Here is a 26,752-nt window from a genome sequence, read left to right as displayed (position 1 = left end):
AGAAGTACCTCGTTCGATAGCTTAACTCGATCGTTTCGGAGCAAGTGTCAGGCCTCTTGCGGATGCTGCTATGTCGTTATAATGACTTTTCTGAGGAATGACTCTCCGCGGCATCAATAGGGCCGTGGGACGCCAAGGACAGATAAAAATGGGAGACTGGCAATGAGCATGCTTTCAATTCACCGGCGCGCAGCCCTCGGCCTGATCGGCGGCCTTGCCGCCTGCGCTGGCCTCTTCACCAGCCTGCCGGCGCGGGCCGACAGTACGGTGACGCTATGGAGCTGGCGCACCGAGGATGAGGCCGCGATGCGCCGCATCTTCGATGCCTTCGAGGCCAAGAATCCCGGCATCAAGGTCAACATGCAGTTCACGCCGGATGCCGACTACCAGAACCGCCTGAGCACGGCGTTGCGTGGCGGGCGCGGGCCCGATATCGCCCAGCTCAAGGCCTATGGCGAATTGCAGCCCTTCGTCGAGGCCGGCTATCTCGACGCGCTCGACGACAGCGTGCCGGAATTGAAGAATATGCCGGATGCGGCCCTTGGCGGTGCGCGCGGCCGCACCGACGGCAAGCTCTACGGCGTGCCCTATTCGGTGCCGATGATGGGTGTCTTCTACAACAAGGATATCTTTGCCGCGCAGGGCATCGAGGTCCCCAAGACCTACAAGGATTTCGTCGCGGCCTGCGACAAGCTGAAGGCGGCCGGCATCACGCCGATCGCCACCGGTGGCGCCAACGGCTCGGCCTGGGAACTGGAGATCGGCGTCGGCGTCATCGGCCCGACCGTCTACGGCCCGGGCTTCTACGACGAGATGATGACCGGCAAGGCGACCTTCGAGGATCAGCGTTATATCGCGGCGCTGAAGCGTTTCGCTGAGCTGAAGCCTTATTTCCCCGACGGCTTCGCCGGGATCGACTACACCACCGCCACGCAGCAGTTCATCGGCGGCAAGGCCGCGATGTTTCTTGGCGGTTCGTTTGAGAATGGCAGCTTCAAATCGCAGAACCCGAAGCTGAAATTCTCGATCTTCCCGTTCCCCGCCGACGATGCGGGGGCAAAGCTCTACACCTCCGCCTTCTCGGACGGCTCCTACGGGCTCGTCTCCGAAAGCGCCAACAAGGAAGCCGCGATCAAGGTGCTGGACTTCATGGCCTCGGCCGAATTCGCGCAGATGTTCGCCGACGAACTCGGCTGGCCGCCGGCCCGCACCGATGTCACGGTGAAGGATCCGGTGCTGGCCGAGATGATGGACATGTCGAAGAACTCGACGCCCTACCTGACACTGGTTGGATTCCGCTGGCAGTCGCCGACCGCCTCTTCGGTCCTGCAATCGGAGATCATCGACATGGTCGAAGGCAACATCGCGCCGGAGAAGCTGGCGGCCGACATGCAGGCCGCCGTCGCCACCTGGTTCAAGCCGAAGCAGTAAGGAGCCGGGCCGGCTGCAATGCGGCCGGCCTCTCACCGGGCAAAACCGCGCATGATCGATCGTCGCCATAAAAGCAGCCTGAAGCGCACGCAGCAGCGCATGGCCCTGCTTTTCATCCTGCCGGCGCTGGCCGTCTACGCCCTGTTCGTCCTCTATCCCCTGGCGATGTCGCTGTGGGGCAGCTTCTTCATCTGGAAGGGGCTGCGCATTACCGACTTCGCCGGCCTGTCGAATTTTTCGCGCCTGTTCGTTTTCCCCAGTAGTGCCAGGCTCTACGGGGCGCTCTGGCACAACACCGCCTGGTTCTTCGGCATCATGGTCTTCCAGAACGGCATCGGCCTGCTGTTCGCCTGGCTGCTGTTCCTGCGCGACAGGGGTGCTGCCTTCTTCCAGTCGGTCTTTTTCTTCCCCGCGGTGCTGAGCCCGGTCATCGTCGGTGCGCTGTGGCGCCTGCTGTTGGCGCCGGGCGGCGTGGTCGAATGGGCGCTGAACGGGCTTGGCCTGCATCAGGGCAGCCTGACCGTGCTTGGCAACAGCCACACCGCGCTGGCCATGCTGGTTGCCGTCGACGCCTGGAACTGGATGGGCCTGCCGGTGCTGATCTACACGGCGGGCCTGCGGCAGATTTCGGGCCAGATCTTCGAGGCGGCGAAACTCGATGGCGCCGGCAATGCGCGCATGCTGTTCTCCGTCGCGCTGCCCTTGCTGATGCCGGCGTTGGGCACGCTCACGACTTTGTCCTTCATCAACACCTTCAACCAGTTCGACATCGTCTATGTCATGCAGGGCGTGCAGGGCAATCCGAGCTATTCGACCGACACGCTGGTCACCTATTTCTATCGGCTGGCCTTCGGCGCGGAGGGCGCCGTCGGTATCACCGACATCGGCCTGGCGCTGGCATTGGGCACCATGCTGTTCCTGATCCTCAGCGTCGGCACGCTGTTGATGCTGCGCTTCTTCGACCGCCGCGCGGTGCAGCTATGAGCGTGCTGGCCATGTCAGGCAATCCCGTGATTTCGCGGCTGCCCGGCTGGACGGTGCTTGCCGTATGGACGGCGGCCGTGCTGCTGCCGCTCTACATCCTCGTCGTCTCCTGCTTCAAGTCGACGGCCGAAATCTACGACAACCGGCTCGGCCTGCCGACAAGCTGGGCCTTCGACAATTTCGTCAACGCCTGGACGCGTGCCGACCTCGGCCACAATTTCATCAACAGCCTGATCGTCACCGCCGGCGCGGTCATCCTCACCATCGTCGTCTCGGCCATGGCCGCCTATCCGCTCAGCCGTTACCGGCTCGGCTGGAACGCCATCATGCTCGGCCTGTTCCTGTCCGGCATCATGCTGCCGATAAGGCTCGCCTCGGTCGAGCTGTTCACGCTGATGCGCAATCTCGGCCTGCTGGATTCCCTGACCGGGCTGATCCTCGTCTATTCGGCGATCCGCATTCCCTTCGCCGTCTTCATCTTCGCCAATTTCATGCGCGTGCTGCCCTCCGAACTCGACGAGGCGGCACGCATGGATGGCGCCGGCGAGGTCCGCATCCTGTTCCAGATCATCCTGCCGATGGTGAAGCCGGCGGTGTCGATCGTCGCCATCTTCACGGCAATCGCCGTGTGGAACGACTTCTTCTTCCCGCTGATCTTCATCTTCGATGACCGCTACAAGACCGTGCCGCTGGCCATCAGCGTCTTCGTCGGCCAGTACCGCACCGATTGGGGCCTGGTGTTCGCCTCGCTGGCGATCTCCATGGCACCGATCCTGATCATGTATTGTCTGCTCGCCCGCCAGATTCGCGAGGGCGTCGGCGCCGGGGGAGGCATGAAATGATCGAGGACAGGATCTATGCTGCCAAATCCATCCTGGTCGTCGGTGCGCATGCCTTCGATGCCGAGGTGATGGCCGGACCGCTGGCGGCGGCCGCCGTACTGAGGGGCACCACGGTGACGTTCCTGCACCTGAGCATGGGCGAGCAGGGCCATCCGTGCCTGATTCCCGAGCACTATTGCGCGCAGAAGGAAGAGGAAGCGGGGAGGGCGGCCGCGCGCCTCGGCGTCGCCATGCGCAATCTTGGCCTGCATGATGCGTTCCTGCCTTCCGATGACGAGACGGCGCTGAAACTGTGCGATGTCATTCGCGAGCTGAAGCCGGAGGTGGTCATAACCCATTGGCACGGCAGCTGGCACAAGGACCATCGCGCCGCCGCCAAGCTGACGCAGACCGGCATCTTCTTCGCCGCCCTTCCGACTGTTGCGCGCGACCATGCCGCCTTTACGCCTGGCTTGCTGCTGTTCGGCGAGAACTGGGAAGACGATGATGGTTTCCGCGCCGAGCATTTGGTCGACGTCAGCGACGGCTTCGAGGCGTGGAGCGAGGCGGTGCAGGAATACGAGCTGGCGCGGGGCCTGAGCAGCTTCCCCTATGTCGATTACTACAGCGCGCTCTACCGTCTGCGCGGCTGCCTGCGCGGCACGCGCCATGCGCAGGCCTTCGCGGCGGCCTCGCATTCCTGGAACGCCGGCAGCGGTCTGTTCGCGCCACCGGCTGCCGGAGGGCGCCGATGACGCGGGTTCTGGCTATCGATCTCGGCGGCACCAATCTGCGCGCCGCCGTCCAGTCCGGCAATATCAGCGCGCTGGAGATGCCGAGCCGCGAACCGGCGCCGGCAAGCCTGGATGCCTTCGTCGCCCGCATCACGGCGCTTTGCGCCGAGGCTGGCGCGGTCAAGGCATTGGGCCTGGCAGTGCCAGGTCTTGTCGAGGGGTCGGTCTGCCGCTGGATCCCGAATCTCCCGTGGCTCGACGGTGTCGACATCGCGGCGCTGTTCCCGCGGCTACGCGTCGCCGTCGGCAATGATGCACAGATCGCTCTGCTGGCGGAAGCCGTTGAAGGCAGCGCGAAAGGCATGTCGGATGCGATCCTGCTGGCAATCGGCACGGGCATAGGCTCGGCGGTGCTCGCCAACCACCGCATCGTCGCCGGCACGCATGGCGGCGCCTGCTCGTTCGGCTGGGCCTGCGCCGACATCAAGGACCATGGCGAGGAGCGCAGCGGCTGGCTGGAGCGCGTTGCATCGGGCCGTGCGCTCGACGCGCTTGCCGGTCAGGTCGGCCTTGCCAACGGTCGCCAATTGATCGCGGCTGCCCAGGCGGGCGAACTGGCGGCACAGACCCTGCTCGAGCTGCCGGCGCGCCGGCTGGGCACCGCGCTTGCCGGCGCCGTCGCGCTGCTCGACCCCCAGGTGATCCTGGTTTCCGGCGGCCTTGCCGATGCGCTTGACGTCATCGGGCCGCCGCTGCTTGCCGCGCTGCGGCGCCAACTGCCGCCGCATCTGCGCGGCATTTCTCTCAAGGCTGGCGCGTTCGGCCCTGGCGCCGGCCTGGTCGGTGCGGCAGTGGCCGGGCAGGCCGGAAGCGGGTGGAGACAGATCCGATGAGTGAAGCCAGTTTTCAGCAGCCGGATCGCAGAAGGCCCGAGCCGCTCTGGTATCAGGTCGAGGAGGCCATCCGCGCCATCGTCAAGAGCGGCGAATGGGCGACGGGCGACCAGATCCCGGCCGAAGACCGGCTGGGCGCGCTGTTCGGGGTCAGCCGCATCACGCTGCGCCACGCTTTGCGCAATCTGGAGGAAAGCGGATTGCTGCGCCGCGAACACGGACGCGGCACCTTCGTGCGCTCCACGACGCTCGTCGCCGGCACCCGCGAACTGACGAGCTTCACCCAGGAGATGGGCAATATCGGCGTCGTTGCCGGCTCGCGCCTGCTCGATTGCAGCCTCACCACCGCCAATGCGGCGGCGGCCGGCGCGCTGGAGATCGAGGAGGGTGACCCGGTGGTGCGCATCCGGCGGCTGCGGCTCGGCAACAACGAGCCGATCGGCATCCAGACGGCGCAGCTCGCAGCCGCACGCGTGCCGGGCTTCCTCGACGCCGGCCTGCTGCAGGGATCGCTCTACGAGGCGCTGGAGCGTCACTACGGCATCGTGCCGGTGGCGGCGCGCGAGAATTATCGCGTCGGCGCGGTCGACGCGGCGGATGCCGAGCTGCTCGATCTGCCGGTCGGCAGTCCGGCCTTCGTGGTCGAGCGTATCGCCACCGACGAGCGCGGTCCGTTCGAGTTCACCGTCTCTATCATGCGCGGCGACCGCTACGAGATCCGCTCGACGCTGCGCGCCGGGCGCGTCCCGTCAAATCCGCGAAGCTGATCCATCATCACCCCAAGCAGACACTTAACAGGAGTACCCACGTGTCCGACCTCTACATTCACCGTCTCGCCGCCCTCATCGACCAGGCAGCGAAAACCAACGAAGCGGCCTTTGGCCAGGCAGCCAGCCGCTTTGCCGATTCGCTTGAAGGCGGCGGTCTGATCCATCTCTATGGCTCCGGCCATTCGGTGCTGCCGGTGCAGGAAGTGTTCCCGCGTTACGGCAGCTATGTCGGTTTCAACCCGCTGACCGACCCGCGCGTGATGTGGCACAACGTGCTCGGCGCCGGCGGCGTGCGTGAGCTGCTGTGGCTGGAGCGGACCGAGAAATACGCCGAAAAATTCCTGGATCATCAGCCGCTCAACAAAGGTGACTCCATCATCATCTTCGGCCACAGCGGCCGCAACTCTTCCGGCATCGATACGGCGCTCTATGCCAGGAAGCGCGGCATCTTCGTCGTTGCGGTCACCAGCAAGAACAATCTCGACAAGCCCGCGACGCACTCCTCCGGCAAGCGACTGGCCGACGCGGCCGATCTCGTCATCGACACCTGCTCGCCGATCGAGGACGCGATCGTGCCGGTCGAGGGCTGGAGCCGTCCGGTCTCCGGCTCTTCGACAGTGCTCGCCATGATCCTGGCGCATGAGCTGATCGCGCGCACCGCCGAGCAGCTCGCCAAGCGCGGCATCGAACTGCCCGTCTTCGCCTCGCCGACGATCGCGGGCGTGACCCTGCACGACACCGATGTCATCTACGGCGTCTACCGCGAACGCATGCTGGAAGCGCAGAAGAGGCACCTGCCGGCCTTCCAGGCGACGATGCGCGGCGAGTGATGTCGGGGGCGGGAGGCGTCGCGGACGCCTCCCGCTCATGGATGCGCCCAATGCGACCTTATCATCGTCGATGCAAGACCGGGCCTATCCCCTTGGCTCCTTCTGAAGCTCCAGTGCCGCTTTGAAAGCGTCAATAAATAATTTGACGCGCGTAATGACTCTGCGATCTATTGGGAACCGTTAAACTTGACTGGACAAGTTCGGTCGAGCATTGCTGCTTTCAGGCAACTGCCGCGTGACTGGTGTTGGCCGGGGCGGCGGGCGAGGGCAAGGGACCCTGAATATCGATGGCGGAAAAGACGCACCGCACGATGGATGACTTCGCCCGGGCGTGCGGCGTGTCACGGCCGACCCTGTCGAAATATTTCGATGATCCGGCAAGCGTCAAGCCGGCGACGCGCGCCCGCATCGAGGCCGCGCTTCGCTCCTCGGATTATCAGCCGAACCTCTTCGCCCGCAATCTCAACCGCAAGCGCACCCGCAATGTCGGCATCGTCGTGCCGGCGATCACCGATCCGTTCTATGCCGAGATGGTCAGCCGCATTGAACTGCGCTGCCGCGACGAAGGTTTTTGGCCGATCGTCATCTCCTCGCACGGTTCGCCCAGGCTTGAGTCGGAATCGGTCAAGACGCTCACCTCGCTGAAGGTGGCCGGCGCCATCGTGGCCCCGCTGGGATCGGTTTCCGAGCCGGGCGTCTTCGAACGAATGGGCAAAGACATTCCGATCGTCTATTTCGACACCTATATCGAGGGTGACACGCCCTTCGTCGGCAACGACAACCACCAGAGCACGTCGATCATGGTCGATTATCTCTGCCGGTCCGGCGAGCCGCCGGTGTATGTCGACATCCCGCACGTCAACCACAATTCGGGCGAGCGACTGCAAAGCTATATTGAGACGATGCGGGCCGCCGGCCTTGAGCCTGTCGTCATCAACGCGGCGCGTGACTACACCTGGGACTTCGAGCGGATCGGCCATGAATGGATGGAAAGGACGCTCGACAAGGGAGGCCTGCCTGGCCGCACCATTCTGTGCGCCAATGACCGTCTCGCCTTCGGCATCATGTCGGCCGCTTTCACGCGCGGGCTGAAGATCGGCCGCAAGCCCGATTGCGACTTCCGCGTCGCCGCCCATGACGACCACCCGCTGAGCCGCTACACTTGCCCGCCGCTCACCACCATGGCGCAGGACTTCGCCGCAATGGCCGGCCGCAGCGTCGAGATCCTGCTGGCCTTGCTCGACGAGGCCGGCCCGCCCGCGCATGACCTCGTGCGAAACGTCAAGCTCGGCGCGACCCTGGTGATGCGTCAGTCGGCCTGAGCGCGCGTCCGCAATTGGAGCCAGGCGGCGGCCTCGCTCATCGCTTGCCGCGCGGCGAGAATATAGCGGCCCTTCGACACGAAGCCGTGGATCTGGCCCGGCCAGTGCCGCAGGACCAGCGGCACCCCTTCAGCGAGCAGGCGTTCGCCATAGGCGGTCCCTTCATCGGCCAGGATATCGTGACCGGCGGTTACGACAAACGCCGGCGCCGCGCCTGCAAGGCTCGGTGCCAGCAGCGGCGAAACGCGCCAGTCCTTGATGTCGTCCGGGGTGCGCACATAGTGGTCGCGGAACCAGGCCATGGTGGCGGCGGTCAGTCCAAACCCGTTGCCGAAACGGCGGTAGCTGTCCGCCGTCTGGCGGGCATCGGTGTTGGGATAGATCAGGATCTGGGCGGCAAGCGGCGGTGCTTGCCCATCGCGGGCGAGCAGTGCCAGCACGGCGGCAAGATTGCCGCCGGCGCTGTCCCCGGCAACGGCGATACGGGCAGGGTCGATGCCGAGCTCCCCGGCGTCTTGCGTCATGAAGCGGAGCGCTGCCGCGCAGTCCTCGAGCCCCGCGGGGAATTTGTGCTCTGGTGCCAGTCGATAATCGGGGCAGACGACGACGGCATTGGCCAGATTGGCCAGCCAGCGGCAGATCTCGTCATGCGAATCGAGATTGCCGATGACCCAGCCGCCGCCATGCAGATAGAGCACGGCGCGCGCGCCGGTTCGCGGTGCGCCGATGCCGCGATGGATGCGGATCGGAACCGGGCCGTTCGGTCCGTCGATCTGCCGCTGCGACGTCGCCGCGACCGGCTCATATTCGCCCTGCTGCGCCGGGAACGAAGCGTTGTAGGCGGCCCGCGCCGCCGCCACGCTGCCGTTCTCGAACGGCGCACCGCCGGCCGCGCGGCCGATTTCCAGGGCACGCAGAGCATCAGGATCGAGCGTCATCGCAATCTCCGTCATGATTGCATCTAGGCGAGCAGGCCGCGCGCCTCGTCCTCCGAGAGTAGGGCCGGCTGGACGACATCGCCAGCAATGGCGACCGAGTTTTTCGTTTCGCCGGAGTGCAGGATCGCCTCCATGATCTCCAGCACATGCAGCGCCAGAGTGCCGGACGCGCGGGGCGTGGCACCTGTCGCGAGCGAACGCACGAGGTCGGCAACGCCGAGCACGCGATAGTTGGCGCGGTCGGGCGCGGCATAGGGCCAGTTGCGGGCGCCGTAGAGTTCGCCCTCGCTGGGGAAATCCTTCCACTCGGCGCCGCGCTCGGACAAGGACACGGTGCCGCCGAACGTGTCGGGGTCGGGCAGGCGCAGCGAGCCCTCCGTGCCGTGCAGTTCGATCGGATGGTTGGAGTGCTTGAAGACGTCCCATGAGGCGCCGAAGGTCACTGTCGCGCCTGACCGGAATTCGAGCAGCGACAGCACGTTGGTCGGCGTGCCGACCTTGAAGGTCGTGTTCTTGAACGGTCCCTCGGCCGATATTAGCCGCTCCTGCTGGCCCCGCGTCGCCATTGCCATGACGCGTTGGACCGGGCCGAGCAAATTGACCAGCATGGTCAGATAATAGGGCCCCATGTCGAACACCGGGCCGCCGCCCGGCTGGTAGTAGAATTGCGGGTTGGGGTGCCAGTGCTCCATGCCGCGGCCCATCATGAAGGCTGTGCCGGTCACGGCGCGGCCGATGGCGCCTTCATCCATCAGACGGCGCGCCCGCCGGCCGGCGGCGCCGAGGAAAGTATCGGGGGCCGAGCCGAGCAGCAGCCCCCGCTTGGCCGCCTCCGACACCAGGCGGCGCCCGTCGCTGGCCGAGGTCGCCAGCGGCTTTTCGGTAAACACATGCTTGCCGGCCGAGAGCGCCGAAAGCGAAATGTCGAAATGTGCTGCCGGAATGGTCAGGTTGAGGACGAGATCGATCTCGGGATCGGCCAGCATGGCGTCGACGCCGAGCGCACGGATGCCATATTCCTTGGCGCGCGCGGCAGCCATGTCGGCCGAGATGTCGGCGCAGGCGCGCAACTCGATGCCGCCGAAAAGCGCGGCATTGCGCAGATAGGTCATCGAGATGTTGCCGCATCCGACGACGCCGATCCCAAGCTTCGTCTTCGATTGTCCGTGCATTTTCTTGTCATTCCTCCTATGCGGCCACGCTCTGCCGGATCCATTGCGCCGGCAACGGATCACTCCTCGCAAGTCGCTATACAACATTTTGAATCTTGACGCGCGTAAAATTTTTATAGAACATGCGAAACTCAGGGCGGCGTCAAGGAATGAACGATATGACGAAGACGAAGCTCAAGATCGGCTGCCAGACCTTCACCTGGGAGATGCTCGGCAAGGCCTGGACCGGCGGTCCCGACGATCTCCTGAAGGCGATCGCCGATGGCGGCTATGCCGGCATCGAGATCACCGACACCATGATCGGCCGCTATGCAGGCAAGCCGACGGAGTTCGCCGCGGCGCTGGAGTCATCCGGCCTGACGCTGGTCTCCTTCGCTTTCGGCTCGAAGAGCGGCTTTACGCTGAAGGAGAAGATCGGCGCCGACCTCGAAACCGCCAAGCGCTGGATCGACTTCGCCGCCGCCTTCCCCGGCGCGCTGGTGTCGATGGGCTCGGCGACCGTGGTGTCCGAAGGGCCGCGCGCCGACAAATTCGCCATCGCCGCGGAGGTTTATAACAGGGCCGGCGAGCTCGGGCGCAAGGCCGGCGTCCAGGTCGCCGTGCATCCGAGTTCGCACCACAACACGCTGCTGTTCGACCGCGCCGACTACGACGCAATCTTCGCCTTGCTCGACCCCGATCTGGTCGGTTGGGTGCCCGATACCGGCCACATATTGCGCGGCCACAAGGACATGGCCGATACGCTGACCACCTACCGCAATCGTATCCGCTACATCCATCTGAAGGACGTCGACGCCAAGGGCGATTGGGCGATGCTGGGCAACGGCGTCTGCGACACGCCTGAAGTGATCGAGATCGTCGGTGCGGCGCCGCGCTTCAACGGCTGGCTGGTGCTTGAGGAAGAATCCGACACGGCGGCGGCCGATCCTGCCGGTGCGGTCAAGACCAACCGCCGGACGATGCGCGGCTACGGGGCCTGAGACGATGATCAAGAAACAGGACAGACGCCTCAGGGTTGGCGTGCTCGGTTGCGGCCCCATCGCACAATTCGCGCATCTGGAATCCTGTGCAAAGGCCGGAAATGCCGACCTTTACGCCATCTGCGATGCGGCTCCCGATCTGCTGGCCCGCATGGGCGCCACCTACGAGCCGCACAAGATGTATGCCGACTATGACGCGATGCTCGCCGATCCCGAGCTGGAAGCGGTGATTGTTGCGACATCGGATGCCTATCACGTGCCGATGTCGGTCAAGGCGCTCGACGCCGGCAAGCATGTGCTGTGCGAAAAGCCGATCGGCACCTCGGTTGAGGAAGGCGAGGCGCTGGCCGCAGCGGTGAAGCGCTCCGGCAGGATCCTGCAGGTCGGCCACATGAAACGCTTCGATCCGGCGCTGGAGGCCGCGCGCGACTTCGTCCGCGACGAAATGGGCGAGGTGCTGGCGCTGAAGGCCTGGTATTGCGATTCCACCCACCGCTACACCAACACCGATGCGGTGCAGCCGCTGCCTGTCACCAGCAAGCTGGCGAAGAAACCGTCGGGCAATCCGAAGGCGGATCTCCGGCAATATTTCATGCTGGCGCACGGCTCGCATCTGGTCGACACGGCCCGCTTCCTCTGCGGCGAGATCACGGCCGTACGCGCCCGTCTCAACGAACGCTTCGGCGCCTATTGCTGGTTCGTCGAAACCGAATTCGCCAGCGGCGCGCTTGGCCATCTCGATCTCACCGTCGCGGTGCGCATGGACTGGCACGAGGGTTTCCAGCTTTATGGCGAGAGCGGCTCCGTCATCGCCAAGACGTTCAATCCCTGGTACTTCCGCGCCAGCGAGGTCGACATCTTCCATGAGAAGGACGCGACCTCGCGCAAGCCGCTCGGCGCCGACGGCCATTTCTTCCGCCGTCAGCTCGAAGGCCTTGCCGATACGGTGTTGACCGGTGCACCGATGCGCGGCGCCAACGTCGAGGACGGCATCGCATCGATCCGCGCCATGGTCGCCATTGCCCGCTCCGTCGAGACCGGCGAACGGATTGAGCTCGCCTCGGTTTCGGGTGCGGTCTGATGCGTCTCGGCATCTTCGCCAAGACCTTTGCGGGCACCGAGCCGGCTGCTGTGCTGAAAGCCGTGCGGCAGGCGGGTTATGAGACGACGCAGTTCAATCTCGCTTGCGCCGGCCTGCCGTCGATGCCCGATGCCGTGCCTGACGCAGCCATTCCTGCCATCCGCGCCGCCGTCCGATCAACAGGCGTATCGCTCGCCGCCCTGTCGGGCACCTACAACATGGCGCATCCCGACAAGGCGGTTCGCGACGATGGTCTTCGCCGTCTTGCCGTCGTCATCGGTACGGCGGCCGCCCTCGACATTCCGCTGGTCACGCTCTGCACCGGCTCGCGCAATGCAGCCGACCAATGGGCCTACCATCCCGAGAACGCCACACCGGCCGCCTGGTCCGACATGGCCGCCGAGATGGAAAAGGCGCTGGCGCTGGCCGAAGAGGCCGGCGTCGATCTCGGCATCGAGCCCGAGCAGGCCAACATCGTCACCTCGGCGAAGGATGCCACCTGCTTGATCGCCGACATGGGCTCGAAGCATCTGAAGGTCGTGCTCGATCCGGCGAACCTGTTCGAACATGCGACGCAGGAGGAGGCCCGCGCCATCGTCGCGGCGGCGATCGACGAGGCCGCCGGCCATATAGCTATGGCGCATGCCAAGGACAGGCATGGCGACGGCCGCTTCGCCACAACAGGGGAGGGCATTGTCGATTTTCCGGATTTCGTCGCGCGGCTGAACGCTGTGAAATTCGATGGCCCGCTTGTCACGCACGGACTGTCGGCCGACGAAGCTCCCGCCGTCGCCGCGTTGCTGCGCGGGCTGCTTCGATGAGCGTCGCGCCGACGATGATGCTTCGCGGCGATGCTGCGCTTCGGGTCTTCGACACGGGGCAAGGCGGGCTTCCCGTCGTCTTCCAGCACGGTCTCGGCGGTGACGCCGCCCAGGTGGCGCAGAACTTTCCCGACAGCCCGTCACGACGCCGGCTCACCGTCGAATGCCGCGCGCAAGGCGGCTCCGGTGCCGGCCACAAGCGTCCCTTTTCGATCGCCATGTTCGCCGACGACGTGCTGGCCGCCGCCGATGCGGCCGGCATCGAACGCTTCGTCGCCGGCGGCATCTCGATGGGTGCGGCGATCGCGCTGCGCCTGGCCGTCCGGCATCCCGAGCGCGTCACCGGCCTGGTGCTGGTCCGTCCGGCCTGGGCCTTCGACGCGGCCCCTGAAAATATGCGTCCCTATGCGGAAGTGGCCGAGCTCATCCGAGACCGTCCGCCGAACGAGGCGCGCACCGTCTTTGCCGCTTCGGCCACGGCCGCCCGGTTCCGCGCCGAGGCACCCGACAATCTGGCGTCCCTGCTCGGTTTCTTCGAACGCGACAATGCAGCGGACCTCGCCGAAATGATGCAGGCAATCGCCGGCGACGGGCCCGGCCTCTCGCGGGCCGCAGCCGTTGCTCTGTCAATCCCCACGCTCGTCGTCGGAAGCGGCGTCGACCTCGTCCATCCCCTGGCGACCGCGCGCGAACTCGCCAGAACCATCCCCGATGCAGTCTTCGCCGAAGTGACGCCGAAGGCCACCGACAAGGCCCTTCATTTCACCGAGATCCGCGCCGCCATCGGCAGTTTTCTTGACACGAATTTCAATCAACGGGACCACCACCACTCATGACCTCCAAACGCCTTTCAGGACAGGCCGCCATCGCCGCCTTGCCGCGTGATCGCCTGATCGCCGAATTCTCGCTCTGGTCGGCCGATCTCGCCAATTTCGAGAGCGACGTCAGGCGCATCGAACCCTATGTCGATCTTCACCACATCGATGTCGCGGACGGCCACTTCGCGCCGTCCTTCCTGTTCTTTCCCGATCTCGTCGCCCGCATCGCCAAGCTGACGGCTAAGCCCATCCATGTCCATCTGATGGTCGGCGAGGCAATCGTCGAGGCGCAGACGCGCCAATTCATCGAGGCCGGAGCCGACATGATCAGCGTCCATGCCGAGAACGGCGAGGCGGGTCTGCGCGCGGTTCGGCTGGCACGGCAACTCGGCGCCGGGGCCGGCGTCGTGCTGCGGCTGGAAACGCCGGTCGAAGCGGTGACGCCCTTTGTGTCCGAAGTCGCGTTCATCACGCTTCTGGGAACCGCGATCGGCGTCAAGGGGCAAGGCCTTTCGGAGAAAGCCTGCGGCAGGTTGGTTGAGGCCCGCGCCATCCTGCGGAAGACCGGACGCGAGGCGGACGTGGTTCTTGCCGCCGACGGCGGTATCCGCCATGAGACCGTGCCGCTGCTGCGTGCCGCAGGCGCCGAGACCGTGGTGCTCGGCTCGCTGGCCTTTGGTGACAGGGATCTGGCCGGCCGCATCGGCTGGCTGCACGGGCTGAAAGTCGCGGCATGAGCAACGAAGCCGCTCTCGCGATCGATCTGGGCGGCACCGAGCTTCGTGCCGCCCTGGTCGACCGCGATGGCAAGATACTGGCATTCGCGGCGGTGCCGACACAGGCGCAGGCCGGTCCCGAAGTGGTGATCGGCCAGATCGAGGCTCTCGCCGCAACCATCCATGCCGAGGAACCGGCGCTCGCCATCCTTGGCGTCGGCGTCGGCGCGCCGGGACCGCTCGATCCGCTGGCCGGCATCGCGGTCGGACCGCCAACGCTCGCCGGCTGGCTGGACGTGCCGCTGGCCGATATTCTCGAACGCCGGCTCGGCCTGCCGGTGCGGCTGGAGAACGACGCCAATGCCGCGGCGCTCGGCGAATGGCGTTTCGGCGCCGGCCACGGGGCGCGCTCGCTGGTCTTTGTCACCGTCTCGACCGGGATCGGCGGCGGCGTCGTGGTCGACGGGCGCATCCTGCACGGCCGTCGCGGGCTTGCCGCCGAGATCGGCCATATGACCATCACCAATGAAGGCGAGCGCTGCATGTGCGGTGTCGTCGGCTGTTTCGAGGCCATCGCCTCGGGCACCGCGCTCGGCCGCCGCGCCAATGCCGCGACTTCAGCCTTCGACGGCTCGACGCTGCGCCGCCTGTCGGCCAACGGGGAGGTGACGGGCCGGCATGTCGTCGATGCGGCGCGGCTGCAGGACGATCTCGCTTTGGCCCTGCTCGAGGAGGAGGCGCGCTGGCTGGGCGTCGGTTTCACCAACCTCCTGCATCTCTATTCGCCCGACGTGCTGGTCGTCGGCGGCGGCATCGCCAATGGCCTCGATCTGATGGCTCCGGCAATAGAGGCGACCATCCGCCAGCGCGCCATGCGCGCCTATCGCGACGTGCCGGTGGTTCAGGCCCAGCTCGGCCGCCACGCCGGGCTGGTCGGCGCGGCAAGCCTTGTCCTGTTCGACGACGGCACGGCCCGCGTGCCTGTCGAAGAGCCGCGCAGATATCCCGGACATGGGGAGGGACACTGATGGCCGAGCTGCGCGGCGTGCGCAAGTCCTGCCGCCTCACACGGTGAACACAAGAAAAATGGCCGGAGGCAGTGATGCCTCAGGCCATTTGCTATCGCTGTGCGACCGTGCGGACTACTCGGCTGGAACGATGTCCGCCGGCAGGCTGTCGTCGGCCGTTCCCGCCAGCGCCCTGGCCAGTTTGGCCTCGTCGAGTTCGCCTTCCCAGCGCGCCACCACCAGCGTCGCCACCGCATTGCCGACGAAGTTTGTCAGCGCCCGGCATTCCGACATGAAGCGATCGACGCCGAGGATAAGCGCCATGCCGGCGACAGGCACGGCGGGCACCACCGAAAGCGTGGCGGCAAGGGTGATGAAGCCGGCACCGGTGATGCCTGCGGCGCCTTTGGAGGAGAGCATCGCCACCAGCAGCAGCAGGATCTGGTCGCCGAAGGAGAGGTGGATATTCGTCGCCTGCGCGATGAACAGCGCCGCCAGTGTCATGTAGATGTTGGTGCCGTCGAGGTTGAAGGAATAGCCGGTCGGGATGACCAGTCCGACCACCGAGCGCTTGGCGCCGGCCTTCTCCATCTTTTCCATCAGTGAGGGCAGGGCGGCTTCTGACGAGGAGGTGCCCAGCACCAGCAGCAGCTCTTCCTTGATGTAGCGGATCAAGGACAGGATGGAGAAGCCGTTGTAACGGCAGACGGCACCGAGCACGACGAAGACGAACAGGAAAGCGGTCACGTAGAAGGTGCCGACCAGCATGGCGAGGTTGATGACCGAGCCTATGCCGTATTTGCCGATCGTGAACGCCATGGCGCCGAACGCTCCGATCGGCGCTGCCTTCATAAGCACGCTGACCAGCTTGAACATCGGCGCCATCAGCGCCTGCAGGAAATTGAGCACCGGCGTGCCCTTGTCGCCAACCAGCGCCAGTGCGATGCCGAACAGCACCGAGAAGAACAGCACCTGCAGGATATCTCCATCGGCGAAGGCGCCGACGATGGTCGTCGGGATGATGTTCATCAGGAAGCCGGTGACCGACTGGTCGTGCGCCTTGGCGGCGTAGCTGTTGACGGTCGCGGCGTCGAGCGTCGCCGGGTCGATGTTGAAGCCGGCGCCGGGCTGCACGACATTGGCCACGATCAGGCCTATGATGAGCGCCAGTGTCGAGAAGGTGAGGAAATAGAGCATCGCCTTGCCGGCGACACGGCCGACCTTCTGCAGGTCGCTCATGCCGGCAATGCCGGTGGCGACCGTCAGGAAGATGACCGGGGCGATGATCATCTTGACCAGCTTGATGAAGGCGTCGCCGAGCGGCTTCATGCTCTCGCCGAGCGAGGGATAGAAATGGCCGAGCAGGATGCCGATGGTGATCGCCACCAGCACCTGCACGTAGAGTTGGGCGTAGAGCGGCTTGCGCTGCGCGGCGGGCGCGCGTGATTGGTCTGCCATGTGCATCTTCTATCTCCCTGGCCGAAGGGAACGGCACGCGCCGCCCCGCAAGACTTCTCCCATCGCGGCGCTCCGGTCGCTCGCCGCTGTCGAGAGTTTTGCAAGCGCCGTGCCAGATCGAGAAAACGCCGGAACCCTGGATTTCCGGCAGTTTTGTCCCCGTTTCGATGGAGGCCTGTGCGGATTTCCGCACTCATCCTTGTTTGCGTGGGCGGAATTTCGCATTACAGTGGCCGCCGAACAGCGAAAGAACGGAGAGGGCAAACGCCGCGAGCGCGCACCGATAGCGTATCCCCAGGGTTTGCCCTCCGCGACCTCCTGCGCGAAGCGATGGCCAGGCTGCGTGACGGCCGCTGGCTCATTCTCCTGGTCGCCCTGGCAATGCTGGCGGGAGCGGTTGCGATTGCCGGGCGCCTTGCCGCCAACCAGGCCGCCGGCGATCTGCGCGACGGAGCACTGGCAGCCTTGCCGCTGGCGGCGGGCACCCTGGCCGGCGAAATCGAAAAGCAGCGTCTCGTTCCCTTGGTGCTGGCACGCGACGATGCCGTGCGCGACGCGTTGCGCCGGGCCGGCAAAACGCAAGAGACAGCGCTCGACGACAAGCTCCGGGCGATTGCCGCCGACGCCTCGGCATCCGCCATCTATGTCATCGACACGGCAGGCATCGCAATATCCGCAAGCAACGCCGGCGAGCCGGGCAGCTTCGTCGGCATCGACTACAACTTTCGTCACTATTTTACCGACGCAATGGCCAACGGCGCAGCCAGCCAGTATGGCCTCGGCACGATCAGCGGCAGGCCGGGACTTTATCTCGCCAGCCGCGTCGACGACGGCAAGACGGCGCTCGGCGTCTCCGTACTGAAAGTCGAACTCGACGGCGTCGAAGCCAATTGGCGCTCCAGCGGCTTTGTCGTTTTCGTCACCGACGAGCGCGGTGTCGTGCTGGCGACCAGCCGGCCCGAGTGGCGGTTCCACGCGCTTGCGCCGCTCTCGGCCGCGGATGCCGCGACAGCTCACGAGCAGCTTCAACTCGCCGAAGCCGGCTTCGAACCGCTGCCCATACGACGCGGTGCCGGCGACGGCCTGGCGACGATCGACGATGCCGGAAAGCCGCGCCGGTTCGTCGAGGTGGTGCAGGACCTGCCCGGCGCGGTTCCCGGCTGGCGTCTGTGGCTGCTCACACCTGCCGATGCCGCCTTGACGTCGGCCGCCAACACGGGGCGCCTGACCACGCTGCTGGCGCTGCTGCTGACGGGTTTGCTTGCCTATGTGCTTTTCAGGCGCCGCCGTGCGCGCCGCCTGAGGCAGGAAGCGCTGGCGCGCATGAATGCCGAACTGGAGAGCAGGGTAAGCACTCGGACGGCGGAACTGACCCGCTCCAACACGGCCCTTGCCGGCGAGATCGCCGAGCGCGAAAACGCCGAGGCCAAGGTCCGTCGGCTGCGCGACGATCTCGCCCAGGCCAACCGGCTTTCCATCCTAGGCCAGATCGCCGCCGGCGTCGCGCATGAGATCAACCAGCCGGTGGCGGCCATCCGCACCTATGCCGAAAATGCCGGCCGCTTCCTGCATGGCGGCAAGGTCGAATCCGTCCCGGACAACCTGACATCGATCGTGTCGATGACCGAGCGCATCGGCGCCATCACCGGCACGCTGCGCACCTTCGCGCGGCGGCCAGGCGTCGCCGCCTCGCCGCTGCCGGTGCGTGAAGCGATCGACGGCGCGTTGTCGCTCCTGTCCGGCCGCATCCGCGATTCCGGCGTGACCGTCGTCAAGCCGCGCGGCACGGCATCGCCGCTGGTGATGGCGAGCCGCATCCGGCTGGAGCAGATCCTGGTCAATCTCTTGCAGAATGCGCTGGATGCCCTGAAGGACCGGCCCGGTCCGCGCATCGAGATCGAGCTTGCCGAGCGTGACGACAGGGTGCTGGTTTCGGTGCGCGACAATGGCCCTGGTCTCGGGCCGGAAGCGGCTGGCAATCTGTTCATGCCGTTCCAGACCACCAAGGAGAAGGGGCTTGGCCTCGGTCTGGTGATCTCACAGGAGATCGCCCAGGAACTGGGCGGCACGCTGCGCCTCGATCCAGGCAGCACAAAAGGCGCATCCTTCACCATAGATCTGAGGCGAATTGAATGACTGAGGGATCAGGGCTGGTCACGCTCGTCGAAGACGACGCGGATCTGCTTCACGCCACCACGCAATTGCTCGAGCTTGCTGGCTTCAACGTGATCGCGTTCAAGGCCGCGGAGGCAGCGCTTGCCGCCGTCGACCGGGATTTTCAGGGCGTGGTTGTCAGCGATATCCGCATGCCCGGCATGAACGGCTTGCAGCTGTTCGATCGCATCAGGGCGATCGACATCGACATACCGGTGATCCTGGTCACCGGGCATGGCGACATCGATCTCGCAGTGGCCGCGCTCAAGGATGGCGTCTACGATTTCATCCCGAAACCCTATGCGGGCGAGCGCCTTGTCGAGGCACTGAAGCGGGCAAGCGAAAAGCGGCGGCTGGTGATGGAGAACCGGCGGCTGCATGAGGCCGCCGCGCAGGCCGCCGACGGCCTGCCGCTGATCGGCGAGGCGCCGGCGATCCGGCGGCTGCGCGAGACCCTGCGCCAGATCGCCGACATGGATGTCGACGTGCTGGTGGAAGGCGAGACCGGCACCGGCAAAGAGGTGGTGGCGGATCTCCTGCATAGATGGGGCCGGCGCCGCGCAAAGCCTTTCGTGGCGCTGAATTGCGGCGCTCTGCCGGAGACCGTCATCGAGAGCGAGCTGTTCGGCCACGAGCCGGGCGCATTCACCGGGGCGCAGCGGCGGCGGATCGGTCGCATCGAGCATTCGAGCGGCGGCACGCTGTTCCTCGACGAAATCGAATCCATGCCGCCGCCGCTCCAGGTCAAGCTGCTGCGGGTGCTGGAAACGCGCAGCCTCACCCCGCTCGGCTCCAACGAAACGCGCCGCCTCGATCTGCGGGTCGTCGCGGCAACGAAGGTGGATCTGGGCCGGCCGGACCAGCGCGGCGATTTCCGCGAGGATCTCTATTTCCGCCTCAACGTGGTGATGCTGCGCATCCCTCCGCTGCGCGAGCGGCGCGGCGACATCCCGATGCTGTTCGGGCATTTCCTGGGCAACGCCTCGCAGCGTTTCGGCCGTCCTGTCGCGGCCGTGAATGCCGCGGTGAGCGACCATCTCCAGTCGCATGACTGGCCGGGCAATGTGCGCGAGCTGGCGCATTTTGCCGACCGCGTCGCGCTTGGCCTCGGGCCCGACGAGGAGGCCAGGGCAACCCCCGTGCGTTTGCCGGAGCCCTCGGCGGCGCTGCCCGAACGGGTCGGCCGTTACGAGGCGCAACTCATCCGCGAGGCCTTGCGCGACCACGCCGGCGACGTGCGCGGAGCCATCGACGCACTCGGCGTGCCGCGCAAGACTTTCTACGACAAGCTCAAGCGCTACGGCATTTCCGCCTCCGAATTCCGCAATGGTGGCATCCCCGACCAGCACCCTGTTCGGAGACGGATATAGGCGTTGCGCAGGCGCTCCGGCCTTCGTAACTCTGTTCGTCTCCCGTTGCGCATTTCGGATGAGCCATGATCACGACACTTGAAACGACGGCAACCCCGTTGCCCCAGGAACTCGCCTTTCTCGGCGAACGTTTGATGGCGTTCAACGACGGCGATGTCGGCGCTTCCGAAAGGAAGGCCCTTGCGGTGTTCGTGCGTGATGAAGCCGGCGCGATTGTCGCGGGCATTTCGGGCTATACCGCCTGGGGCTGGCTTTACGTGCAATGGCTGTGGGTCGACGAAAGGCTGCGCGGCCGGCACATGGCCGGCACGATGCTGGACGCGGCTGAGAAGGAGGCGATGGCGCGCGGCTGTCAGAACGCCTGGATCGACACCTTCAACCCCAACGCCGCCAGGGTCTATCAGCGCCAGGGCTATCAGCCCTTCGGAACACTCGCCGATTTCCCCGTCGGCCGCAGCCGCGTCTTCCTGCAGAAAAAACTGTCGGCGGGCTGACAGAAGCAATTACAGGAAAAGCGCGAAGCGGTTTTCCGTCCGAAATTGCGTCAAACAAGAATCTAACCAGCCAGCCGTCCGCCGCGCATCGGCTGCGGCGCGCCCGTCGTGCTGGGAAAGCTGATCGGCAGGCCGCGCAGCACGCGCACCGCCAAAAAGGCAAAACACTCTGCCTCCACCGCGTCGCCGCTCCAGCCGAGGCTTTCGGCCTGCACCACCTCGACACCGGCGCGGCTGGCGATCATTGCCATCATCGTCGGGTTGTGGCGGCCGCCGCCGCTGACCACCAGTTTTTTCGGCCGGCTCGGCAGAAGGTCGAGTGCCTTGCCGACCGCGGCGGCGGTGAAGGCGGTCAAAAGCGCGGCGCCGTCTTGCGCGTTCAGGCCATCCGCCATGGCGGCGCCGAAGTCGAAACGATCGAGCGATTTGGGGTAGGGTTTGGTCAGGTAAGGATGTTGCAACAGCTTGGCGAGCCGGGCCTCGTCGACCGTTCCCGCCCGGCCAAGCGCGCCGTCGCGGTCCATCTCACCGAGCCCTTTCGACTTGATGAAATCATTGAGCGGCGCGTTGGCCGGGCCGGTGTCGAAGGCGACGACATTGTCGGCGCCGTCCCACCAGGTGACGTTGGCAACGCCGCCGAGATTGAGCACGGCCACCTCGCCACTGGCGCCGGCGCTGCGCATCAGTGCGGTGTGATAGGCGGCGGCCAAGGGCGCGCCTTGCCCACCCGCGCGCATGTCGGCGGAGCGGAAATCATAGGCGACCTTGGTTCTCAGGATCGAATGCATCAATTCGCCGTCGCCGAGCTGGCGGGTCTGGCCGAGCCGCCCGACCTGCGGCGCGCGATGCAGCACCGTCTGGCCGTGGAAACCGACAACGCCGATGTCGGCCATCTCCATCCCATAGCCTTCGACGAGCTCTCTGACCGCCGCCGACTGCGCGCGGGTCAGCGCCTCCTCGGCCTCACGGAAGATCGCCGGCTCCGGCCCGGTGAAATTCCATTCTCTCGCCTGCTTTAGCGTCTCTTCCAGCAAGGCGCGGATCGACGGGGGGTAGGGCATCAGCCGGTAGGTGCCGAAATCGTCGATGCGCTCGCCATCGGTCTTGATCAGGGCGACATCGATGTTGCCGTCCAGCACGGTACCGGTCATCAGGCCGACGGCCCAGAGGGATTCCATTATCAAACTCCATTGATGAGATCGCCGATCGCTTGGCGAAGCGCGACGATTCCGCTGTCGACGTGACGTGTCGGATGGATCCGGTTGGTAAGCAAGGTCCACGCCTTGCCCCTGTCGAAGTCGATCCACAGCCCCGTGCCGGTAAAGCCGGTGTGGCCTATCGTTCCAGGGCTGCAGAAAGCGCCCCCCGACCAGCCTTCACGGGGACGCTCCCAGCCGTGGGTGCGGGTGGCGGACAAGGGCTGGCGCATCAGCTCTATCGAACGTTGGGATGTGCCAATGCCGTCCAGCAGTCCTTGCGCAAAATCGAGCACCGAGGCCGCCGTGCCGAACAGGCCGGCGTGGCCGGCGCCTTGCAGCGCCGCGCAATTGTCGTCGTGAACCTCGCCGGACAGGACCCGATGGCGCCAGGTGCAGTCCTCGGTCGCGGCGGTGTCTTCTGGCTCTGCGGACCAGGCAAAGCCGGGTCCGGGCTCGATATCGCGGATCGTCTTTTCCGACAGCCGCTCGAGCGCAAAGCCGAGCAGGATAAAGTTGATGTCGGAATAAACCGGCTCGCGCGCTCGCCATTCCCGCTGCAGAATGAAGGCGCGCAACAGGTCAGGGTCGCGCCCATAGGTGTAGATCGGCTCGACGGCGGGGAATGGCGCCTGGTGGCCGAGACACTGGCGGAACGTCACCCTCCGCTCCCAGGCCCCGGCATCGTATTGGCGCAGGTCCGGCAGCACCGAAATCAGCGGCGCATCGAGATCGATGACCCCGTCCTCCGCCAGCGCCAGGATGCGCGGTGTGGTGAAGATCACCTTGGTCAGCGATGCCAGGTCAAACCAGGTTTCGACGGTCATCGGCCGCTGCTTCGGTACGAGTTGCGCGAAGCCGATCGCCCTGGCGATGCGGTGGCCGTCCCTGTCGACGATGCCGAGCACACCGCCGGGAATTCGCTTCGCCGCCACTGCGGCTTCCAGCGGTGCGAACGCACGATCGAAGAGCTGGGAGAGATCGCTCAATGCCGGCCTCCATCGGAGAGGCCGCGATCCTTCGCGCCCGCCACTGGCCTGCCGGCCATCTCCCCCACGAGGGGGGAGATTGGCAGCCTTGACCTAACGCCCACCTTCCAACGCAGAAGGTCGGCGAAAGTGGTGATGAAATCCGATCTCCCCCCTTGTGGGGGAGATGCCCGGCAGGGCAGAGGGGGGCGCTGTCCCGCCGACCTCACATATCCAAAGGCACCGCCCATCAACCTTCCACCCTCGCCATATGGTCTCCGCCAAACCGCTCCCATCGCGCCGGCGCCGGTTCGAATCCCCGCGGGCGCACCAGCGAGGGAACCTGGCGCGTATCGATCTCGAAGCGCTCGCGTCTCCGGTCGATGGCCGGAACGGCTGATATGAGCTTCTTCGTATAGGAATGCTTCGGCGTCGACAGCACCGAGGCCGCGTCGCCGATCTCGACGATCTGGCCGGCATAGATGACAGCGATGCGGTGGGCGATCCGCTCGACGACAGCCATGTCGTGCGAGATGAACAGATAGGCCAGCCCATATTCGCGCTGCAGGTCGACCAGCAGCTCCAGCACTTTGGCCTGCACCGAGACGTCGAGCGCCGACACGGCTTCATCGAGAACGACGACGGACGGGTTGAGCATCAGCGCGCGGGCAATGCACAGCCTTTGCCGCTGGCCTCCGGAGAATTCGTGCGGATAGCGTCGCAGACTGTTCTCCGGCAGGCCGACGCGCTCCAGCAGGCTCGCCATCCTGGCCCGCGCCTCGGCATCCGCCCGCCCGCCATTGGCGATCACCGGCTCCGCCAGGATGCTCTCGATGCTCAGCCGCGGGTTGAGCGAAGCGTAGGGATTCTGGAAAACCATCTGCACGGGCTTGGCGCTATGCTTTGCCGAGGCCGTTCGGGCGCCGACCGAGAAGCTGCCGCGCGTCGAGCGCACCAGCCCAAGGACTGCTTTCGCGGTGGTCGATTTGCCCGAACCGCTCTCGCCGACAATGGCCAATGTCTCTCCCGGCATCAGGTCGAAGTCGACACCGTCGACGGCGTGCACGGCGCCGCTGGCATGGCTGAAGAAACTGCTCTTGAGCGGAAATCGCACCACTAGGCCGTTGACCTCAAGGGCCGGGTCCGACCTTGCGTCCTTGCCGCGCTGTCCGTCCGAGCGTGTCGCGCGGCCGTGGGCGAAATGCGGCACATCCCGCAACAGATGCTGCGTGTAGGCGTGCTGCGGATGATCGAGGATCTGGTTCAATTCGCCCTGTTCCACGGCCTGCCCGTTCTGCATCACCATCACCTTGTCGGCGATGCCGGCGACAAGGCCGATGTCGTGAGTGATGAAGATGACGGACATGCCGCTTTCCTGCTTGAGCTCTGCAAGCAGCGCCATGATCTGCGCCTGCACCGTGACATCGAGCGCCGTCGTCGGTTCGTCGGCGATCAGTAGGCGCGGATTGCAGGCGAGCGCAATGGCGATCATCACCCTTTGCAGCATGCCGCCCGACAGCTGGTTGGGTGTGTATTTCAGCCGCCGCGCGGCGTCGGGAATACGCACCCGGTCGAGCGCGTCCTTGGCCGCCGTCGTGGCCTGCTTGCCCGTCAGGCCGCGATGCAGCCGGAATGATTCCTCGATCTGCGTGCCGATGGTCAGAACCGGGTTGAGCGAAGTCATCGGCTCCTGGAAGATCATGCCGATCTCTGCACCGCGAATGCCGGTCAGTTGCGGTTCGGTCGCGGTCGTCAGGTCGAAGAGACTGCCGTCGGCCTGTTTCAGTCTCATGGTGCCGCCGGTGATGCGGCCGCCACCGAAATCGATGAGACGGTTGATCGACAGCGCGGTGACCGACTTGCCCGAGCCGCTTTCGCCGACCATGGCGAGCGTTTCGCCGTCGGCGAGGTCGAAGCTGACGCCGCGCACCACTTCATTGGCTTGCGGATCGCGGCCGAAGCCGACGCGCAGGTCGCGAACGGACAGAAGCGGGATCATGCGAGCGCTCTCCGCATCTTCGGATCGAGGATGTCGCGCAAGGCGTCGCCCAGCAGGTTGAAGCCCAGAATGCTGATCATGATCGCCAGGCCCGGGAAGATCATCAGCCAGGGCGCGGTTTCCATCAAATTGCGGCTGTCGCTCAGCATCAGGCCGAGCGAGGCGGCCGGCGGCTGCGTGCCGAGCCCGAGGAAACTCAAGCCGGCTTCGGTGAGCAACGCCCAGGCGAGCGCCAGCGTCACCTGGACGGTCAGGGGCGCCACCAGATTGAGCAGCAAATGCCGCGTGACGATATAGAACGAGCTGCTGCCGAAGGTGCGCGCGGCATCGACGAATTCGCGCGCCTTGAGCGACAAAGCGGGGCCGCGCACCACGCGCGTGAAGATCGGCGTGTAGACTACGCCGATGGCGACCACGCTGGTCCATGTGCCAGGTCCGGCAACGGTGACGATCAGCAGCGCCAGGAGGATGGCCGGGAAGGCCAGCAGCACATCCATGATGCGCATCACAACGCCATCCCAGCGGCGCCCGAGCCAGGCGGCGGCGAGCCCGAGCACGGTGCCGGCAAGCGCGGCGAAGGCGACCGAAAAGAACGCCACGGTGAAGGACTGGCCGACGCCCGCGATCAGCCGGCTCGCCACGTCGCGGCCGAACAGGTCTGTGCCCATCCAGTAGGCGGCACTGGGCGCGTGCAGCCGGTCGACCCGGTATTGCGTGATCGGATTGTGCGGGGTCAGTCCCAACAGGCCGAGGATGGCGACCAGGAGATAGGCGCCGACGATCACGCCGCCGATACGGCCGCTGCCGTGCCCGAAGATGGCGCGCAGCATGCGCATCACTGCTCGCCCGGCCGGATGCGCGGATCGAGCGCGACATAGGCGAGGTCCACCAGGAGATTGACGATCATGAAGTTGAAGGCGATGAACAGCACGCTGCCCTGCACCAGCGCGTAGTCGCGCTGGAGGATGGCATCGAGCACCATGCGGCCGAGGCCGGGCAGGGCGTAGATCTGCTCGACGATGACCGCGCCGCCCAGGAGATAGCCGAACTCGATGCCGCTCAGCGTCACCACCGGGATCAGCGCGTTGGGGAGCGCATGCCGCCAGATGACGCTGCGCGCCGAGGCGCCCTTGCTGCGGGCGGTGCGCACATAGTCGTCGCCCAACACGTCGAGCATGGCCGAGCGCGAGATGCGGGTGACAGAGGCGGCGAAGGCGAAGCCGAGCGTGATGGCAGGCAGGATCAGCTGGCTGAGATTGCGCAACGGATCCTGCCAGAGCGGCGCGAATTCGCCCATCGCCGGCAGCACGCCGAAGCCTGCGGACAGCGCGTAGATGATCAAAAGGCCGAGCACGAAGCTCGGCGTCGACTGGCCGATCATGGCGACGACGCGCACGCCGAGGTCGGACAATTTCTCACTGCGGGTGGCGGCGTAGATGCCCGCCGGCATCCCGGCGGCGAGTGCGATGAACATCGAAAGGACGGCCAACTCGAGCGTCAGCGGAAATCGTTCGAGGATGACGTCGAGGACTGGCCTGCCATAGGTGACGGAGATGCCGAAATTGCCGTGCAGGATGCCGCCGATCCAGCGCCAGTACTGGACGAACCAGGGCTGGTCGATGCCGAAATAGGCGGCGAGCGCATCGCGCTGCGCCGGTGTCAGCAGGCCGGCTTCGGTGCCCAGCATCGCGGTAATCGAATCGCCCGGCACCATCCGGATCGCCACGAAGACCAGGATGGACACGCCAAGCAGGACGAGAGGAAACGCCGCCAGTCGTCGCATCAGATAGTTCAC

General features: G+C 65.7%; 25 protein-coding genes. 17 read left to right on the top strand and 8 right to left on the bottom strand.

Going from position 1 to position 26,752, the window contains the following annotated elements:
• Nucleotides 1-162: 162 nt before the first annotated feature.
• The 8 genes from LB532_RS14495 (at nt 163) to LB532_RS14460 (ending at nt 7,785) form a co-directional block, all read left to right on the top strand.
• Nucleotides 163-1,431: an extracellular solute-binding protein gene (locus LB532_RS14495; protein WP_140638495.1), complete on the top strand. Its 1,269-nt coding sequence runs from the start codon at nt 163-165 to the stop codon at nt 1,429-1,431.
• A 51-nt stretch (nt 1,432-1,482) separates the two neighbouring features.
• A complete protein-coding gene (locus LB532_RS14490) occupies nt 1,483-2,415 on the top strand; it encodes a carbohydrate ABC transporter permease (RefSeq protein WP_140638496.1) in 933 nt (310 codons plus the stop codon).
• Nucleotides 2,412-3,257, top strand: coding sequence for a carbohydrate ABC transporter permease (locus LB532_RS14485; RefSeq protein ID WP_140638497.1), 846 nt, complete (start codon nt 2,412-2,414; stop codon nt 3,255-3,257). Before LB532_RS14490 ends, LB532_RS14485 begins: the two co-directional genes overlap by 4 nt.
• Nucleotides 3,254-3,991, top strand: coding sequence for a PIG-L deacetylase family protein (locus LB532_RS14480; protein WP_140638498.1), 738 nt, complete (start codon nt 3,254-3,256; stop codon nt 3,989-3,991). The genes LB532_RS14485 and LB532_RS14480 overlap by 4 nt, the downstream gene beginning before the upstream one ends.
• On the top strand, nt 3,988-4,863 hold the full coding sequence (locus LB532_RS14475; protein ID WP_140638499.1) for an ROK family protein: 876 nt from the start codon (nt 3,988-3,990) through the stop codon (nt 4,861-4,863). Before LB532_RS14480 ends, LB532_RS14475 begins: the two co-directional genes overlap by 4 nt.
• On the top strand, nt 4,860-5,630 hold the full coding sequence (locus tag LB532_RS14470) for a GntR family transcriptional regulator (protein ID WP_140638500.1): 771 nt from the start codon (nt 4,860-4,862) through the stop codon (nt 5,628-5,630). Before LB532_RS14475 ends, LB532_RS14470 begins: the two co-directional genes overlap by 4 nt.
• 41 nt (nt 5,631-5,671) lie before the next feature.
• Nucleotides 5,672-6,463, top strand: coding sequence for a sugar isomerase domain-containing protein (locus LB532_RS14465; protein WP_140638501.1), 792 nt, complete (start codon nt 5,672-5,674; stop codon nt 6,461-6,463).
• A gap of 287 nt (nt 6,464-6,750) precedes the next feature.
• Nucleotides 6,751-7,785 carry a LacI family DNA-binding transcriptional regulator gene (locus LB532_RS14460; RefSeq protein ID WP_140638502.1) on the top strand — a complete coding sequence of 345 codons (1,035 nt, stop codon included), beginning with the start codon at nt 6,751-6,753 and terminating at the stop codon, nt 7,783-7,785.
• Here the strand turns inward: LB532_RS14460 and LB532_RS14455 are convergent.
• Nucleotides 7,773-8,738 carry an alpha/beta hydrolase gene (locus tag LB532_RS14455; RefSeq protein ID WP_411908877.1) on the bottom strand — a complete coding sequence of 322 codons (966 nt, stop codon included), beginning with the start codon at nt 8,736-8,738 and terminating at the stop codon, nt 7,773-7,775. The two genes, LB532_RS14460 and LB532_RS14455, sit on opposite strands and share 13 nt — an antisense overlap.
• A gap of 8 nt (nt 8,739-8,746) precedes the next feature.
• The gene (locus tag LB532_RS14450) at nt 8,747-9,895 is read right to left on the bottom strand and encodes a Gfo/Idh/MocA family protein (protein WP_140638503.1); all 1,149 of its coding nucleotides are present in this window, start codon (nt 9,893-9,895) and stop codon (nt 8,747-8,749) included.
• 158 nt (nt 9,896-10,053) lie between these two features.
• Between LB532_RS14450 and LB532_RS14445 the strand changes: the two genes are divergently transcribed.
• The 6 genes from LB532_RS14445 to LB532_RS14420 are packed head-to-tail and all read left to right on the top strand — an operon-like array spanning nt 10,054 to nt 15,339.
• A complete protein-coding gene (locus tag LB532_RS14445; protein WP_140638504.1) occupies nt 10,054-10,875 on the top strand; it encodes a sugar phosphate isomerase/epimerase family protein in 822 nt (273 codons plus the stop codon).
• Nucleotides 10,876-10,879: 4 nt separating this feature from the next.
• Entirely contained in the window at nt 10,880-11,956 is a 1,077-nt protein-coding gene (locus LB532_RS14440) for a Gfo/Idh/MocA family protein (RefSeq protein WP_140638505.1), read from the top strand.
• Nucleotides 11,956-12,777, top strand: coding sequence for a sugar phosphate isomerase/epimerase family protein (locus LB532_RS14435; RefSeq protein ID WP_140638506.1), 822 nt, complete (start codon nt 11,956-11,958; stop codon nt 12,775-12,777). Before LB532_RS14440 ends, LB532_RS14435 begins: the two co-directional genes overlap by 1 nt.
• On the top strand, nt 12,774-13,613 hold the full coding sequence (locus LB532_RS14430; RefSeq protein ID WP_140638507.1) for an alpha/beta fold hydrolase: 840 nt from the start codon (nt 12,774-12,776) through the stop codon (nt 13,611-13,613). The genes LB532_RS14435 and LB532_RS14430 overlap by 4 nt, the downstream gene beginning before the upstream one ends.
• On the top strand, nt 13,610-14,332 hold the full coding sequence (locus tag LB532_RS14425) for a ribulose-phosphate 3-epimerase (protein ID WP_140638508.1): 723 nt from the start codon (nt 13,610-13,612) through the stop codon (nt 14,330-14,332). Before LB532_RS14430 ends, LB532_RS14425 begins: the two co-directional genes overlap by 4 nt.
• Complete coding sequence (locus tag LB532_RS14420; protein WP_140638509.1) at nt 14,329-15,339, top strand: ROK family protein; 1,011 nt, start codon at nt 14,329-14,331, stop codon at nt 15,337-15,339. The genes LB532_RS14425 and LB532_RS14420 overlap by 4 nt, the downstream gene beginning before the upstream one ends.
• A gap of 114 nt (nt 15,340-15,453) precedes the next feature.
• Here LB532_RS14420 and LB532_RS14415 read toward each other — a convergent pair whose 3' ends face one another.
• The gene (locus tag LB532_RS14415) at nt 15,454-16,782 is read right to left on the bottom strand and encodes a dicarboxylate/amino acid:cation symporter (protein ID WP_140638510.1); all 1,329 of its coding nucleotides are present in this window, start codon (nt 16,780-16,782) and stop codon (nt 15,454-15,456) included.
• Between the two features lie 324 nt (nt 16,783-17,106).
• Between LB532_RS14415 and LB532_RS14410 the strand changes: the two genes are divergently transcribed.
• The 3 genes from LB532_RS14410 (at nt 17,107) to LB532_RS14400 (ending at nt 20,794) form a co-directional block, all read left to right on the top strand.
• Nucleotides 17,107-18,912, top strand: a complete 1,806-nt coding sequence (locus LB532_RS14410) for a sensor histidine kinase (RefSeq protein WP_140638511.1) — start codon at nt 17,107-17,109, stop codon at nt 18,910-18,912.
• On the top strand, nt 18,909-20,300 hold the full coding sequence (locus LB532_RS14405) for a sigma-54-dependent transcriptional regulator (RefSeq protein WP_140638512.1): 1,392 nt from the start codon (nt 18,909-18,911) through the stop codon (nt 20,298-20,300). The genes LB532_RS14410 and LB532_RS14405 overlap by 4 nt, the downstream gene beginning before the upstream one ends.
• 65 nt (nt 20,301-20,365) lie before the next feature.
• Complete coding sequence (locus LB532_RS14400) at nt 20,366-20,794, top strand: GNAT family N-acetyltransferase (RefSeq protein WP_140638513.1); 429 nt, start codon at nt 20,366-20,368, stop codon at nt 20,792-20,794.
• A 62-nt stretch (nt 20,795-20,856) separates the two neighbouring features.
• Here LB532_RS14400 and LB532_RS14395 read toward each other — a convergent pair whose 3' ends face one another.
• The 5 genes from LB532_RS14395 to LB532_RS14375 form a co-directional block, all read right to left on the bottom strand.
• Nucleotides 20,857-21,972: an anhydro-N-acetylmuramic acid kinase gene (locus tag LB532_RS14395; protein ID WP_140638514.1), complete on the bottom strand. Its 1,116-nt coding sequence runs from the start codon at nt 21,970-21,972 to the stop codon at nt 20,857-20,859.
• 2 nt (nt 21,973-21,974) lie between these two features.
• Entirely contained in the window at nt 21,975-22,979 is a 1,005-nt protein-coding gene (locus tag LB532_RS14390; protein ID WP_140638515.1) for a serine hydrolase domain-containing protein, read from the bottom strand.
• Nucleotides 22,980-23,208: 229 nt separating this feature from the next.
• Nucleotides 23,209-24,957, bottom strand: a complete 1,749-nt coding sequence (locus LB532_RS14385) for an ABC transporter ATP-binding protein (RefSeq protein ID WP_140638516.1) — start codon at nt 24,955-24,957, stop codon at nt 23,209-23,211.
• Entirely contained in the window at nt 24,954-25,793 is an 840-nt protein-coding gene (locus LB532_RS14380; RefSeq protein WP_140638517.1) for an ABC transporter permease, read from the bottom strand. Before LB532_RS14380 ends, LB532_RS14385 begins: the two co-directional genes overlap by 4 nt.
• Complete coding sequence (locus tag LB532_RS14375; protein WP_140638518.1) at nt 25,793-26,752, bottom strand: ABC transporter permease; 960 nt, start codon at nt 26,750-26,752, stop codon at nt 25,793-25,795. The genes LB532_RS14380 and LB532_RS14375 overlap by 1 nt, the downstream gene beginning before the upstream one ends.

The organism is Mesorhizobium sp. ESP-6-2, assembly GCF_020164675.1.
In the GTDB taxonomy this organism is placed as follows: domain Bacteria; phylum Pseudomonadota; class Alphaproteobacteria; order Rhizobiales; family Rhizobiaceae; genus Mesorhizobium.
The sequence above is the reverse complement of the archived record's forward strand: the minus strand, read 5'-3'. Positions and strand labels throughout refer to the sequence as shown.

Bases quoted from the DNA above. Each gene is read 5' to 3' on its own strand.
- LB532_RS14495 (WP_140638495.1), top strand. From the start codon at position 163: ATGAGCATGCTTTCAATTCACCGGCGCGCAGCCCTCGGCCTGATCGGC.
- LB532_RS14490 (WP_140638496.1), top strand. From the start codon at position 1,483: ATGATCGATCGTCGCCATAAAAGCAGCCTGAAGCGCACGCAGCAGCGC.
- LB532_RS14485 (WP_140638497.1), top strand. From the start codon at position 2,412: ATGAGCGTGCTGGCCATGTCAGGCAATCCCGTGATTTCGCGGCTGCCC.
- LB532_RS14480 (WP_140638498.1), top strand. From the start codon at position 3,254: ATGATCGAGGACAGGATCTATGCTGCCAAATCCATCCTGGTCGTCGGT.
- LB532_RS14475 (WP_140638499.1), top strand. From the start codon at position 3,988: ATGACGCGGGTTCTGGCTATCGATCTCGGCGGCACCAATCTGCGCGCC.
- LB532_RS14470 (WP_140638500.1), top strand. From the start codon at position 4,860: ATGAGTGAAGCCAGTTTTCAGCAGCCGGATCGCAGAAGGCCCGAGCCG.
- LB532_RS14460 (WP_140638502.1), top strand. From the start codon at position 6,751: ATGGCGGAAAAGACGCACCGCACGATGGATGACTTCGCCCGGGCGTGC.
- LB532_RS14455 (WP_411908877.1), bottom strand. From the start codon at position 8,738: ATGACGGAGATTGCGATGACGCTCGATCCTGATGCTCTGCGTGCCCTG.
- LB532_RS14450 (WP_140638503.1), bottom strand. From the start codon at position 9,895: ATGCACGGACAATCGAAGACGAAGCTTGGGATCGGCGTCGTCGGATGC.
- LB532_RS14445 (WP_140638504.1), top strand. From the start codon at position 10,054: ATGACGAAGACGAAGCTCAAGATCGGCTGCCAGACCTTCACCTGGGAG.
- LB532_RS14440 (WP_140638505.1), top strand. From the start codon at position 10,880: ATGATCAAGAAACAGGACAGACGCCTCAGGGTTGGCGTGCTCGGTTGC.
- LB532_RS14435 (WP_140638506.1), top strand. From the start codon at position 11,956: ATGCGTCTCGGCATCTTCGCCAAGACCTTTGCGGGCACCGAGCCGGCT.
- LB532_RS14430 (WP_140638507.1), top strand. From the start codon at position 12,774: ATGAGCGTCGCGCCGACGATGATGCTTCGCGGCGATGCTGCGCTTCGG.
- LB532_RS14425 (WP_140638508.1), top strand. From the start codon at position 13,610: ATGACCTCCAAACGCCTTTCAGGACAGGCCGCCATCGCCGCCTTGCCG.
- LB532_RS14420 (WP_140638509.1), top strand. From the start codon at position 14,329: ATGAGCAACGAAGCCGCTCTCGCGATCGATCTGGGCGGCACCGAGCTT.
- LB532_RS14415 (WP_140638510.1), bottom strand. From the start codon at position 16,782: ATGCACATGGCAGACCAATCACGCGCGCCCGCCGCGCAGCGCAAGCCG.
- LB532_RS14410 (WP_140638511.1), top strand. From the start codon at position 17,107: ATGGCCAGGCTGCGTGACGGCCGCTGGCTCATTCTCCTGGTCGCCCTG.
- LB532_RS14405 (WP_140638512.1), top strand. From the start codon at position 18,909: ATGACTGAGGGATCAGGGCTGGTCACGCTCGTCGAAGACGACGCGGAT.
- LB532_RS14400 (WP_140638513.1), top strand. From the start codon at position 20,366: ATGATCACGACACTTGAAACGACGGCAACCCCGTTGCCCCAGGAACTC.
- LB532_RS14395 (WP_140638514.1), bottom strand. From the start codon at position 21,972: ATGGAATCCCTCTGGGCCGTCGGCCTGATGACCGGTACCGTGCTGGAC.
- LB532_RS14385 (WP_140638516.1), bottom strand. From the start codon at position 24,957: ATGATCCCGCTTCTGTCCGTTCGCGACCTGCGCGTCGGCTTCGGCCGC.
- LB532_RS14380 (WP_140638517.1), bottom strand. From the start codon at position 25,793: ATGCGCATGCTGCGCGCCATCTTCGGGCACGGCAGCGGCCGTATCGGC.